This window comes from Pseudomonas sp. 2, assembly GCF_056627435.1.
The window spans coordinates 176,992-189,893 of record NZ_JBWXNG010000009.1; the positions used below are offsets into that span (position 1 = coordinate 176,992).

Sequence of the window (12,902 nt, forward strand, 5' to 3'; positions counted from 1 at the left end):
CGATTCAACTCAACAGCCGTCGTTCATGAAGGCGCTCGCCCTCGAAGACCCACAACGAAACCCGGGCGTGATCGTTTTCCCCATTGCTGAAGCTGATAGGGCCTGCCGGCGTGGCGAACTGATCGAAACGCAACGCATTGAGCAGACCGCGGTGCCCGTTTGCGGCCATGTCGACCAATGCAAACGCCGCCAGCGTTTCAATGGCATAGACCGGGGCCTGCTCGCCGAAGAGGCGTTGATAGGTCAGGTCCACCGACTGTGCCTGGGGCAGATCGCTGGCCACCGGAAAACTCACGACATACACCGTGCCGGCCTGCTCAACGCCACTGACCAGCGCATTCGAGGCCGCGTCATCGGTGAAAAACAGCGGTAATCCACACCCGCCAGCGCGGTTTTCCACAAGGAACTGATGACTCGCTTTCAGTCGTCCACAGAACACCAGCGCGTCGGCGTTTGACGCGTCCTGGACGATCTGCATTGTGGATAAGTCTGCTGCAGCGTCTTTCAGCTCCTGCAGCTGGCGCTGGCCATGCAGGCTGGGATCGGCAAACAGCGCCAGCTTGTACAGGCCCTGGCTCTCGGCAAACTGCAGCAGCCGTTTGGCGAGGACGCGATCAGAGGCGCAGATGCGGAAAGTGGTGCTGCCGTCCTCGGTCAGCGCCGCGCAGGTGGACGCCGGCAGGATCAGCGGAATCTGCGCCTGTGCATAGGTTTGCACCACGGCTGCTGCGGATTCGGAAGCGAAATGGCCGATCACCGCGTCCACGCCCGCTTCGATGAAACGCTCGGCAGCCGCACGCCCACCGGCGGCATTGGCGCCATCGTCGAAATACAGGTGCCGGGCCCGGCTGACGTTGCCGAACAGATGACTGGAGAGATAAACCCCGCGCAAGAAGCTGCGGGCGTGCAAGGTGGTGCCGACGTCCAGCGCGGCGCAGATTCCCAGGCGCATCATGACAAGGCCACCTCGGCAAAACGCGAAGGGCTGAACGCTTCCATGATCGAACGGTGGCCGGCATCCAGCTGCACGCCGGCCATCAGCCCGCCCAGTTCCGAGGCCAGCAGTTCGGCCACGCTCGGCGCCATCTTGAAGCCGATGCCGCAGAACCCTGTCGCCAGGTAAAGATGGCTGTTGCGCGAGGCGCGGCCAATCAGCGGCCTGCCGTCTTCGGTGTAGGCGTCCCAGGCGATCCGGGTGGTCACCGGCAAATTGTGTTGCGGGTCGTATCCGAGCCTGGCGATGCGCTCGACCACGTCCTGCTCGTTATCCAGCAGCGACATATTGAGCTGCTCGACCCGCGCGGCCCGATGGCGCCGCTGCCCGCCGACCTGCATCAGATTGCGCCCCAGCGGCAGCAGATAGGTGTTCAGGTTGTGGGCGATTACCGGCATGCTCGGCGCCAGATCGCAACTGATACGGGTAAACGGGATGGTGCGCGCGTGCACGGCGCCGCGCGGCCTGGACAGCGGGCTGCTGGCGCCACAGGCATCGATCACCCAAGTGGCTTCAAGGCGCAGTTTTCCGGCATTGACCTGCACGGCCCCGTCCAGCTCCAGGCAGTTATCCACAGCCAGCTGATCGAGAAAAGTGGCGTTCTCCCGCACATAGCGGCACAGGCTGCCCACCGCCATGCGCGCATCGACCATGCCAGCGTTGCGCTCGATCAACAGGCACTCGCCCGGGCAAAAGGCGGCGAACCGACCGTTGTCCAGCGCCTCCACCGAGGCATGCAGCTCGACGTTCTGCGATCCCTCGCTGCCCACCGCATCCAGATACCTGCCGCACACTTCGGCGCTGGCGATATAGGCCACGCCGGTGCGCTTGAGGGCCGCTTCGAACAGCCTGTGAACGATGCCGGTGCGGGCATCATTCACACCACGGCCAGTCAGCGGGCGCAGCAGCGGATCAAGCTCCAGGCTGCGCACGATGCCACCGGTGTCCCGGGTCGCGCCCTGGCCGCCGCCGATACCTTTCTCGATCAGCGCCACGTCCAGGCCGTTCTCGACCAGCGCGGCGGCGATCGAAGCCCCCATCACGCCGGCGCCGATCACGATCACATCGAAGGAGGTTTTCATCCACATGCCTCCCCGGTCAGATCTCGTACTCGACGGCGCTGACGTACACCAGTTGGTGAAACACCTCGTTCTCGGTGAAACGGCAGTAACGCAGGATCTGCTTCGCCAGTTCAGGGAAAACTGGCGCGCCGATCGCCCCGATCAAGGCCATGTACGGCAGGATCCGCTTGCCCAGCAGTTGCCGGTCGCGGGCGGCGTTGATGACGTCGGACAGCAGCACCGCCAGGCCCTTCATGCTGAAGTGATCCACCGAGGTGACCTCGAACCAGCGCGCCACCAGAATCTTGATCGCGGCGGCGTCGGCCGATGCCAGCTTTAGGTTGTCGCCATCGATACGTTCGCGCTCGGCCTGTGCGGCCAGCTTGACCAACACTTCGCTGAAGATCTCCTTGCGCCAGGCGGCAAACTTATCCACATCGAAGTCATCGGTGTCCTGCTCGGGCGCAATCAGCGCCAGATAGAACCGCGCGCTATCGGTGCAGGCGTCGGCCACCAGATCCCGCGCCCAGATGGCGTAGTTGCGGCTTGTGGATAAGTTTTTGCCGTTAAGCGTGAGGAACTGGTTGGTGTAGAAGGTCTGGCGCATGCGATAGCCGTGCAGGGTCTGCAACAGCGCCGGGTACACCATCATGTGGCTGAACGCGCAGTCGTAACCGAGGAAATGCACCAGCCGGCCCTTGCCCGAGCGACAGTATTCGTCGTATTCCCACGGCGCGTGCTTATGCTCGTTGAGGTACTCGCGGAACGCACCCAGATACCCCGACAAGCCCATCACCCAGGTATGAATGCGCCGGCTGCCATCGGGCTTGAGATCCAGCCCGCCGTCGTGTGGCCGGGTGATGCCCCAATCCACCGGGCCGAGCTCGAACTCTTCGTTGAGGAAGCGGCGAATGAACGGGCGCAGCGGCACGTGTTCGAAGCTGCTTTTCAAGTGAGAGCGGAAGTTGGACAGCGCCAGGAACTCGCGCTCCACCGGCCGCCAGATCATCGCCGCCGAGCACAACTTGCAGCGGAAGTTGCTCATCTTCGAGGCATTGGGCGTGTGCGCGCATTCTTCGCACTGGCTGGCATCGGAGTCCGAGCCGCAGTGATCGCAATTGCCCCGGCCAAACGCTTCGTAGCCCCACTTGTCGCAATGTTCGCAGTACGGCTCGGGGCTGACTTTCTTGTAAATGGCACCCGCCTTCACGGCGTGCTCGTACATCTCGTCGACGGCTTTCTTGAAGTAGTTGTTGCGGTACGGCCGCATCCAGAAATCGACTTCGATCCCCATCTTTTTCAGGGTGTCGTTGATCTTGTCGGTGTTCTCCAGCGCCAGTTCCTGGGGCGCACGATCGAGCTCGATGCCGCGTCGCAGCATGTACGACTGATAGTCGTCGGAGTACGACACCAACGTGCAGTCATGGCCGCGCTGGCGCTGGGCGCGGGTGTAGATGTCCGCGGCCAGAAACGGGCCGGCCATGTGGCCAATGTGCAGGTCGCCGTTGGGAGTGGGCGGGGTGATGGTGACCAGGAGTTTGCCCATTACGAAGCCCTCTGCCCGGAGACATCGTGGATCGCCGCCTTCTGCAGGGCGAACTCGTTCAGCGCCAGCGCCTCCTGGGCATCTTCGTCGAGGAAGCGATTGGCCGAATCGCGATCCCACCAGACCACGTAGAAGTGGAAGTCTTCGTCGCTGTCGTTGAGCACGTAATGGTCGGTGTGTTTGGGGATGGCGGCGATGTCGCCCATGGTGAAGGGATAGGTCTGATCCCCGACCACCAACTTGGCCGTCCCCTGGATGCCGATAAAGAACTCTTGGTCGATCTGGGTGTGGGACAGCGATTTAGTATGGGGGCGCACGACGCACCAGCCGCCACCGATGGGCGTCGGATAACCGTCCCAGGGCAACAGCCGGGAGCCGTCCAGATCGTATTCATGGACCAGTTTGTCCCAGGCCATGGGACGGAAGATTTGGAAGTCAGTCATGAAGTTCTCCTTAACCCCGCAGCATCGCTGCTCGTTGTTTTATTGGCGCCATGGAATGAGCAATAACGCCGCTGAATAAGGAGATAAGCTGAAGAAATTCGCAGGACGGAGCAAACAAGAAATACGCAAGCGCCAGTTAAGTCTGACTTAACTCAACTTTGCTTAATTGTTTAATTTATCAAGCTGTTATAAGCGCTTTCCGACATAAGCGTTTGAGAATGAAGCAGGACTTAACTGTCGCTATAAACAACAACCCGTAGCAGCACGGCTTGCCGGCGGGAGCGGTGTATCAGTTGTAAATGGTTGCCTGACCCATCGATCCCGCCGGCAAGCCGTGCTGCTACGAGAAGTGCAGCGCATCTTTAGCGCGTGGTGAACTCACGCTGGCTGGCGATCGCCTGCGACACCAGCCAGTCGCGGAACTGGCGGCTGGATTTGGGCAGGATGGCGGTCTCGTCATACACCAGGTAATAGGCGATCGGCGTGTCGATCGCCGCGCGAAACGGCACCACCAATCGCCCCGACGCGAGCTCTTCGCGCACCAGCGAACGGCGCACCAGCGCGATGCCCATGCCTGCCAGCGCGGCCTCGATCACCCCGTTGGAGTCGACGAACACCGAGCCGCGGTGCACCGCCGCTTCGCCGTCTTCGATGCCCACGGCGCGCAGCCACAACGCCCAGTCTTCGCGGTGTTCATCGTGCAACAGGTTGTAATTCGTAAGGTCGATGGGCGAGGACAAATAGCGCGTGTCCGGCAATAAACCGGGGCTGCAGACCGGCTGCAGGCGGTCGTTGATCAGCATTTCCACTTCCAGCCCCGGATAGCGCCCCAGGCCGTGGCGCACCGCGAAATCGACGCCATCGCCGAGCAAATCCACCAGACGATTGGTGGTACTGATCAGCACTTCGATGCCTGGGCACTGGGCGTGGAAATCCGGCAGCCGCGGCAATAGCCACTGCATCGCAAAGCCACTGGTGCAACTGACGGTAATGGTATTGGGGCCGTTGTCGCTCATCAGCCGCTGGGTCGCATCGCTGATCTGGCCGAGCGCAGGCCGCACGGCGCGCAGGTAGATCTTGCCCTCGGGGGTCAATTCCAGGCGTTTGGTGTTGCGGATGAACAGCGTGACGCCAACGGCTTTTTCCAGCTTGGCGATCTGTTGGCTGATCGCCGCCGGCGTGACAAACAGCTCGCCCGCCGCACCTTTCATGCTCGCGTGACGCCCCGTCGCTTCAAAGCAGAGTAATGCGTACAGGGGCGGGAATTTCATGCAGATCCTTGAGTTAAGAAAATCTAATGTGCTTAAGAAAAGCTCGCTTGAGCACAGCTTCCGACACTGCTCAAATCATCACACCGAGGCTCTGCGAGCGTCAATCGACACGTTTTCGCACCGCCGCTTTCAATGTTTTGCATCAGGAAGGAAGTGTCATGAGGCCATCTGATTATGTCCGGTTACTTCTCCTTGCCGCGATCTGGGGAGCAAGTTTCCTGTTCATGCGCGTGGCCGCGCCAGTATTGGGCGCATTGCCCACCGCGTTCTTTCGGGTATTACTGGGCGCCATCGGTTTATTGGTGATTCTGGCCATACTCAAGACGCAACATGACTTCCAGGGCAAACTCAAGGCGACGATGGTGCTGGGCGTTATCAACTCCGGCATTCCATTTTTGATGTACAGCATGGCGGCCCTGATGTTGCCCGCCGGATATTCAGCCATCCTCAACGCCACCACACCGCTGATGGGTGTGCTGATTGGCTCGATGTTCTTCAGTGATTCGCTGACACCGAAGAAAATTGCCGGCGTGTTGATCGGCTTGCTGGGCATCACCCTGCTGACCACCACCGGCCCGATGACCTTCACCAACACCGTGGTGCTGGGTGCGCTGGCCTGTCTGGTCGCCACCAGTTGCTACGGCGCAGCGGGCTTTTTGACCCGCCAGTGGATCGCCGATCAAGGCGGCCTCGACGCGAAACTCGTAGCGTTCGGCAGCCAGATCGGCGCCACGCTGTTCCTGGCCCCGTTCTTCGCCATCTCCACCACGGTCAATCCGCCGGACAGCTGGGGTGATTCGACGGTCTGGCTGTCGCTGGCGGCCGTAGGTTTCATCTGCACGGCCTGTGCGTACATTCTCTATTTCCGCCTGATCGCCGACATCGGCCCGGTTCGCTCGCTGACCGTGACCTTCCTGATTCCGCCATTCGGCGTGCTCTGGGGCGTGCTGTTCCTCAATGAAACCCTCTCGGCCGGCCACCTGTACGGCGGCGGGCTGATCTGCCTGGCGGTGTGGTTCGTGCTTAGCAAGAGCAAACCCAAGCCAGCGCCCGAAGCGCAGGACACCCCCGCGACCAGCTGATTCGCGAGTTATCCACAGCAACAGGTTAAAGGCGCTCGTCCTGGCGAGCGTCGGCCGGGGCACGGCTATGCCCGTTTTTCGGCAAGGCACCGTCCGGTCATGGAATAAAGCAGGCTTTGGAAGCAGCGATATGGCGATTCAGGCAGGCCTTCAAACCCTCGATTCACGCGGCTGTACCCTTCGGGCGGAGTATGCACGATGAGCAGAGCGATCCCCTTGATAGCCCTTCGCACCTTCGTCGAGGTGTGCAAAGTCGGCAGCATGAAACGCGCGGCCGACCACCTGTGCGTCTCCCCGGCGGCCATCAGCCAGCAGATCAAGGGCCTTGAAGAACAGATCGGCAAGCGCCTGTTCGAGCGCGACGCCAAGGGCATCCAGCTCACCACCAGCGGCCGCACGCTGTACGACGAACTGAGCGGGACCTTCGATGTGATCGAAAAAGCCTGGTCCGGCGCTGCGCTCAAACAGCCCCGGCAGACTCGGCTGGTCATCAGCACTACCTCCACCATCGCCAGCTCCTGGCTGATTCCCGCGCTCGGCAGCTTCAAGGAACGCTGCCCGAACATCGAGATCTCGATCCAGATCTGCAACGGCCTGTCCGACCTCAAGCACGGCCATGTGGATATCTCCATCCAGCGGGAAATGGCCGCCAGCCCCGACAACCACGCCACCCGCCTGTGGTCGTCCTACCTGATCCCGGTGTGCAGCCCAGACCTGCTGGCCAAACAGCGCAGCATCGAAAGCCCGCAGGACTGCCTGACTTATCCACTGCTGCAAGACACCGAACGCAATTACTGGAAGGTGTGGATGAACGCCTTCGGCATGGGCAACCGCAAAATGATCCAGGGCTCCAGCTACGGCGACGAGTCCCTGTTGATAAGTGCCGCCTGCGCGGGCCAGGGCATTGCACTGGTCAACAGCGTGTTTGCCTCCGAAGCGCTGCAAACCCGGCGTTTGGTGCAAGTGACCGATGCGACTTCAGAGCTGAAATTCGACTACTTCGTGTACTGCGCCAGGGAACGGCGGGAGGAATGGGCGATTGTGGAATTCATGAAGTGGGCGGTGCAGCAGGCGGGGAAATCGGCGAGGGGTGCAGTGGTTGAGGTGGATGCGGCCTAGTCGGGAATTTATCCACAGGGTAAGGCTTCCCTCTATGTCACCGTCCTGAATGGGTGAAGTCTCCCGCCTCTGGCGTCGAGTGTTCGGACGCCAGACTGGCTCGCGGGAGGCGTCAATTGGTGCAGCCATTGCCGATGGTGAGGTATTCCATGATGTGGCGCTCGCCCTTGGAATCGTCGTAGGTCAGCTGGACCGGCACCACATTGCAGACATTGGGTACTTGAGTCGCCGCCACCACATTGGCGATATCCAGGTGCTGCGCGTAATCATAAGACTCGACCTTGACTTGTGCGGTCTGGGTCTCCTGCTCGGCTGCCATCGCGACAGAACCGAGGCAGCCGAGGAACAAAACGAGTAACAGTTTCATGGCAATCACCTTATTGAGGGCGTGAGAAGGCCGGAGCACATCAGGGGTGCTCAGTCGTCATAAAGGGTTTGGGATGGCCCGGCGCCGTCAGACGCCGGGCTGGGTTACATCAGAAAGGCTTGGTCGGCAGGTACTTGCCGTCCAGAGTGATCACCGCGCGATGGCCGCCGTCAGGGTCTTCAACCTTCTTGATGTCCAGCTTGAAGTTGATGGCGCTGATGATGCCGTCGCCGAACTTCTCGTGAACCAGCGCCTTGAGGGTGGTGCCGTAGACCGACATCATTTCGTAGAAGCGGTAGATGGTCGGATCGCTCGGGATGCCTTCGAAAAAGCTGCCGCGGATGGGCATCGATTGCAGCAGAGCGACTTGATCATCATTCAGGTCGAGCTTCTTGCCCACGACCTTGGCGGCGACAGCCGGCAGCGGATGCTGGCCCAGCAGGGCTGCCGTGACGAAGGCTTCGGACAGGCCGGTGCCGTCAACGATTTCGGCGAAGGAGAGGTCCTTGCGGGCCTTGGCCAGAATGATGATTTCGGTCAGTTCCTGGCGAGCGGTACGGGTGGCTTGAGTCTGGATCATGGTGAATCTCCTGGTGAGGTAAGGGTGCAGGCAAAGGGTTCAGGCGACGTGCCTGGCTTGGTGGGAAACGGCGTGGACTTCCGGGTTTTCTGCCAGGGACACGAATGTCCCGGTGCGGCCATCGAAGGCGTCGATGCGGCCGGTCTCGATGTCGTAGATCCAGCCATGCAGGGTCACGCGGCCTTCTTCGAGCGCCAGGCGAACGGATGGGTGGGTCTGGATGTTGGCCAGTTGCGCGATGACGTTCTCGCGCACCATGGAAGCGACTTTGCTCGGCTTGTCCGCATGCTGGCGGGCTTCGTTGACCACCTTGGCCGAGTCGGCGTAGCGCAACCAGCCGGCGACGGCGGGCATGTGATCCAGGCACTTGCAGGTGGCAATGGCGGTCATCGCGCCGCAGTCGGAGTGGCCGCAGATCACGATGTCGGCGACGTTGAGGCCGGCCACCGCGTATTCGACCGAGGCCGAAACACCGCCTGGCTCCGGGCCGTAGGAAGGCACGATGTTGCCAGCGTTGCGGATGACGAACAGATCGCCCGGCTCGCGCTGGGTGACCAGCTCAGGCACCAGTCGGCTGTCCGAGCAGGAGATGAACAGCGCTTTCGGCGCCTGCTGGTTGGCCAGGTCCTTGAACAGTTTGACCCGCTCAGGGAAGGCGTTTTTTTGGAACTTCAGAAAACCGTCGATGATCGCTTTCATGGTTGCTGTCTCAATGTCGCTGGGTGTGAGACAAAGATTAAGCAGCGCATGACATAAGGTAAAAGTCTCATTTATTATGCTTTAGATCAGATTATCTTATGAGACCAGGCATGCTCGCTCGCCACATCCAGTACTTCCTTGCGGTCGCGCAACACCTGAGTTTCACCAAGGCTGCAGCGGCGCTGCACGTGTCGCAGCCAGCCCTCTCGCAGCAGGTCAGGCAGTTGGAAGAAAGCCTTGGCGCGCAGCTGTTCGACCGCTCCGGACGCACGACGCGTCTGACTGACGCCGGGGATGTCTACCTGCTCTATGCGCGACGTGCCTATCAGGAGCTGCAGGAAGCAAAGCGCGCCATCCACGATGTCAGCGACCTCACCCGTGGCTCCTTGCGCGTCGCCGTGACGCCGACGTTCACGACCTATCTGGTAGGGCCACTGATCGAGGCGTTTCACGCCCGCTACCCGAAAATCACCCTCAACCTCAAAGAGATCTCTCAGGAGCGCATCGAGGAGCTGCTTCTGGCAGGAGAACTGGACCTGGGGATCGCGTTCGATGAAATACACACACCGGACATTGATGCCACTCCCCTGCTGAACGAAACCCTCGCGTTAGTGGTAAGCCGCAGGCACCACCTGGCCGAAGAACGCTCTATTGGGTCGAGCGGCCTGAGCGCGGAGTCTCTGGTGCTGCTCAGCACGGAGTTTGCCACTCGCGAACAGATCGACCGCTACTGCCGCAAATACGACATTCGTCCTCAAGTGCAGATGGAGGTCAACGCCTTGGGCGCGGTGATTGAAATCGTTCGCCGGACAAATCTGTCGACCTTGTTGCCGGCCAAGATTGCATTGGCCCATGACGATCTTGTGGCGATTACACTGGAGCCGGAACGCTTGCAGCGAACAGCCGTTCTCATGCGGCGTAAAGAAGCCTTTATGAGCGCGGCGGTAAAAGTTTTCATGGAATTGGCTAAAGAGGTTTGCGCAGAACTTGATGAGTGAAGTTGTGCGCAGCGTCTGGAAAAAAGACTCGCGGGACTAAACTAAAAAACCCGCCGTTTGGCGGGTTTTTGCATGGCAGGAAACTTGATCCTTTTGGAGTAAAAGATCAGCTTCAGGACAACTTACAGCCCCAGGTCACTCAGGCTTGGATGATCATCAGGACGACGGCCTAGTGGCCAGAAGAACTTGCGCTCGCTTTCCTTGATCGGCATGTCGTTGATGCAGGCAAAGCGGCGGTGCATCAGGCCATCGGCTTCGAACTCCCAGTTTTCATTGCCGTAGGAGCGGAACCAGTTGCCCGAATCGTCGTGCCACTCGTAGGCGTAACGAACGGCGATGCGGTTGTCGGTGAAGGCCCAGAGCTCTTTGATCAGACGGTAATCCAGTTCTTTCTTCCACTTGCGAGTCAGGAAGCCCTGGGCTTCTTCGCGATTGTTGGCAAACTCGGCACGGTTACGCCACTTGGTGTCCAGCGTGTAGGCCAGTGCGATTTTTTCAGGATTGCGGGTATTCCAGCCATCTTCAGCAAGGCGAACTTTTTCAATCGCCGACTCGCGAGTAAAAGGAGGAAGTGGCGGGCGAGCTTGTTCGTTGGACATGGTGGTGCCTCCAGTCTTTTGGATAGTTACAGTTAATTTAGTGTTTCCGGAACTTCAAGCGCGGGGGCGCCGTACTTCTTCAAGCAAAACTTTTGCAGTTGTTCTTGCGTTATAAATGGCGGATGAGGTCGTCTGACTCAAGCCAACTTTTAATTACCTGAAAAATACCGCTAACGTGTTCTTTTTTCGTCGTTGGCTTATCCATGAATCTAGGGTAGAACGATCGTTCTCCCTGGTCAAGCACAGGCTTCAATTTTTTTGGATTGCGGTTTTTTGGGGGGAGCACAGCGGAGAGATCCGGCCGCATCAGTTCATCGATGTGCTGGCGGATTTCGGGCGTTTGAACGTTGAACCTTGAGCTGCGCCCAGAACAGGGACCTCAAGGCAAACCGCCGCTGGCTGCCTGACCGGTAATTAATGCCGGGACGTAGTGTGTCGACGGCGTCGTGCCGCAAGCCCCACGTACACATCGCACAGCAAACTGATTGAGCAGTTCGGATAGCACAACGACTGCGCCATAGCCTTCGATGTAATGATCGAAGCGGCCCTCATTCACTCGACTGCTCCGACCATGTTCCGACTGGTCAACGGAAGGGGGGGCACATCTCCAGATAAGATGTCATTTGGAATGCGCCTCTGTCACATGGCCGACCTTGAAAAAACGTAGCAACCTGAGGCTGCGGCCGATAATCAAACCATTGATAAGTCCAGCCCCAAATGCCGAATAGGCCGCCAGCGACACGTCCTCCGCCAGCTCAGGATGCATCTCCTGCTGATAACCGCTGTAGTAACGCCAGGCGAAGAAACACCAATACACAATCAGCACTTTGATCGTGCCACCCAGCACCAGGCGCTCACCCTCGCGCTTCACGTTGTGATACGAGTAGAAGCGTAAAGCCAGCCACCATCCCGGCAGAAATCCCAGGGCATAAACCGAGAGCGGAATCACGAACCCATGGGAGAGCTTCAGCGAGGCCAAGGAAATGGCTACGAATATCACCGGGGTAATCTGTAGCGACCTTTCCGACTCATAACTCCTGAAACAGGCAATGACGCCGTAATACGTCACGACGAAGAAAACCGCATAAACCCACAGCGGCGTACCACGCAAAATGTCCAACATACAGCCCCCCTGGCGTTGCACATGCCTGAGACAAACAGTGACGATCAGCACGCAATCGAAAGTTAATTTCGATGGTCGAGCAGACGGTTGAGCTCACCCCGTGGGTTATAGGAGAAGTCTGCATTACTCGCCCATTTGACCACTGCAACGCCGCGCGTCACCGCCACCTTCAACTTCGGAATATGGAAGAGCTCATCTTCCAGGCGTGCTGACCAGGAGGCATTCATGATCGATGGCTCGACATCGACGAGCACCGGCCCAAAAAGTGACATATACCCTTCCTTCCTGATTTATGGTCATTTCGCCGCTTCGAAGGTGACGCTGCCGCCGCTCACGAGGGTCAGGTTCTTAGCACTGTCGAGCTTGGCGTTCTGATAGTGCTGATCGCTGACCAATGGTTGCTGAAACTCGATGAATTCTCAGGGCTTGCGATCTATAAAGATTTAAGACTTGTCTGAACATGACGTAAGACTCTTCCTGCATGCATATCGCCAATATTGCGCGGCCTGAGCTTGATCTGAGCAGGATCCATCAACGGGGTGGGCAGCAACGCTATCAAACTATTAGCCCCAATTTGGCGACAGCTGCCATAGTGATGTGGAACACCGTTTACTTAAAGCGCTGTACAAACACATAGCACGGACATGAAGATTCCATTGATGAATAATTTTTACAGTACCTGTCGCCGTTAGTGTTCTGTTCTCGAAATATTTTTCCTAATTTCTCACCTACACTTCAGGTGCTATTCCTACCTCGGAGAATCCTGGGCGAAGTCGTTTACCTACGGACGCTTATCAGTGCCACTGCGAGAGTAATATCTATACCTAATAGATATTATGCCCATATGAAATTCCAAGAACACATAAGGATTGTAATGAATAAAAAACAACAAAATCCCATTATCTTGAATGCGGAGGAACTTAGATCAGACATGTTCTTAAATATCTTTTAAAGACAAGTCCCCAAGAACCAAACGAAGAATATTATTTTTCTACGATAAAACTAACACCATCCGATAAC

At 58.6% G+C, this 12,902-nt stretch carries 14 protein-coding genes; 3 read left to right on the forward strand and 11 right to left on the reverse strand.

Annotated features, from left to right (window positions below; translation table 11 throughout):
- Positions 1–4: 4 nt before the first annotated feature.
- The 5 genes from AC1MEK_RS16850 to gcvA all read right to left on the reverse strand — a co-directional run bounded on the left by AC1MEK_RS16850 (position 5) and on the right by gcvA (position 5,315).
- Complete coding sequence (locus tag AC1MEK_RS16850; RefSeq protein ID WP_480397416.1) at positions 5–955, reverse strand: ABC transporter substrate-binding protein; 951 nt, start codon at positions 953–955, stop codon at positions 5–7.
- Positions 952–2,076, reverse strand: coding sequence for an NAD(P)/FAD-dependent oxidoreductase (locus AC1MEK_RS16855; RefSeq protein ID WP_480397417.1), 1,125 nt, complete (start codon positions 2,074–2,076; stop codon positions 952–954). Before AC1MEK_RS16855 ends, AC1MEK_RS16850 begins: the two co-directional genes overlap by 4 nt.
- Before the next feature lie 16 nt (positions 2,077–2,092).
- Positions 2,093–3,601: a methionine--tRNA ligase gene (locus tag AC1MEK_RS16860; protein ID WP_480397418.1), complete on the reverse strand. Its 1,509-nt coding sequence runs from the start codon at positions 3,599–3,601 to the stop codon at positions 2,093–2,095.
- The gene (locus AC1MEK_RS16865; RefSeq protein ID WP_480397419.1) at positions 3,601–4,044 is read right to left on the reverse strand and encodes a cupin domain-containing protein; all 444 of its coding nucleotides are present in this window, start codon (positions 4,042–4,044) and stop codon (positions 3,601–3,603) included. The genes AC1MEK_RS16860 and AC1MEK_RS16865 overlap by 1 nt, the downstream gene beginning before the upstream one ends.
- A gap of 362 nt (positions 4,045–4,406) precedes the next feature.
- Positions 4,407–5,315 (reverse strand): transcriptional regulator GcvA, encoded by a 909-nt coding sequence (gene gcvA / locus AC1MEK_RS16870; RefSeq protein WP_480397420.1) that lies wholly within the window; start codon positions 5,313–5,315, stop codon positions 4,407–4,409.
- A gap of 158 nt (positions 5,316–5,473) precedes the next feature.
- Here gcvA and AC1MEK_RS16875 point away from each other — a divergent pair, with 158 nt between their 5' ends.
- The gene (locus AC1MEK_RS16875; protein ID WP_480397421.1) at positions 5,474–6,397 is read left to right on the forward strand and encodes a DMT family transporter; all 924 of its coding nucleotides are present in this window, start codon (positions 5,474–5,476) and stop codon (positions 6,395–6,397) included.
- A gap of 198 nt (positions 6,398–6,595) precedes the next feature.
- Positions 6,596–7,516: a LysR substrate-binding domain-containing protein gene (locus AC1MEK_RS16880; RefSeq protein WP_480397422.1), complete on the forward strand. Its 921-nt coding sequence runs from the start codon at positions 6,596–6,598 to the stop codon at positions 7,514–7,516.
- A 112-nt stretch (positions 7,517–7,628) separates the two neighbouring features.
- Here AC1MEK_RS16880 and AC1MEK_RS16885 read toward each other — a convergent pair whose 3' ends face one another.
- The 3 genes from AC1MEK_RS16885 to AC1MEK_RS16895 all read right to left on the reverse strand — a co-directional run bounded on the left by AC1MEK_RS16885 (position 7,629) and on the right by AC1MEK_RS16895 (position 9,162).
- Positions 7,629–7,883: a DUF2790 domain-containing protein gene (locus tag AC1MEK_RS16885; protein ID WP_480397423.1), complete on the reverse strand. Its 255-nt coding sequence runs from the start codon at positions 7,881–7,883 to the stop codon at positions 7,629–7,631.
- A 109-nt stretch (positions 7,884–7,992) separates the two neighbouring features.
- Positions 7,993–8,463, reverse strand: coding sequence for a cyanase (cynS, locus tag AC1MEK_RS16890; protein WP_480397424.1), 471 nt, complete (start codon positions 8,461–8,463; stop codon positions 7,993–7,995).
- A 39-nt stretch (positions 8,464–8,502) separates the two neighbouring features.
- Positions 8,503–9,162: a carbonic anhydrase gene (locus AC1MEK_RS16895; RefSeq protein WP_480397425.1), complete on the reverse strand. Its 660-nt coding sequence runs from the start codon at positions 9,160–9,162 to the stop codon at positions 8,503–8,505.
- A gap of 110 nt (positions 9,163–9,272) precedes the next feature.
- Between AC1MEK_RS16895 and cynR the strand changes: the two genes are divergently transcribed.
- Complete coding sequence (cynR, locus tag AC1MEK_RS16900; protein WP_480397426.1) at positions 9,273–10,160, forward strand: transcriptional regulator CynR; 888 nt, start codon at positions 9,273–9,275, stop codon at positions 10,158–10,160.
- Between the two features lie 122 nt (positions 10,161–10,282).
- Here the strand turns inward: cynR and AC1MEK_RS16905 are convergent, their stop codons facing one another.
- The 3 genes from AC1MEK_RS16905 to AC1MEK_RS16915 all read right to left on the reverse strand — a co-directional run bounded on the left by AC1MEK_RS16905 (position 10,283) and on the right by AC1MEK_RS16915 (position 12,154).
- Entirely contained in the window at positions 10,283–10,759 is a 477-nt protein-coding gene (locus AC1MEK_RS16905; RefSeq protein WP_480397427.1) for a nuclear transport factor 2 family protein, read from the reverse strand.
- Positions 10,760–11,378: 619 nt separating this feature from the next.
- The gene (locus AC1MEK_RS16910; RefSeq protein WP_480397428.1) at positions 11,379–11,882 is read right to left on the reverse strand and encodes a hypothetical protein; all 504 of its coding nucleotides are present in this window, start codon (positions 11,880–11,882) and stop codon (positions 11,379–11,381) included.
- 62 nt (positions 11,883–11,944) lie between these two features.
- Positions 11,945–12,154, reverse strand: a complete 210-nt coding sequence (locus tag AC1MEK_RS16915; protein WP_480397429.1) for a hypothetical protein — start codon at positions 12,152–12,154, stop codon at positions 11,945–11,947.
- Positions 12,155–12,902: the final 748 nt, after the last annotated feature.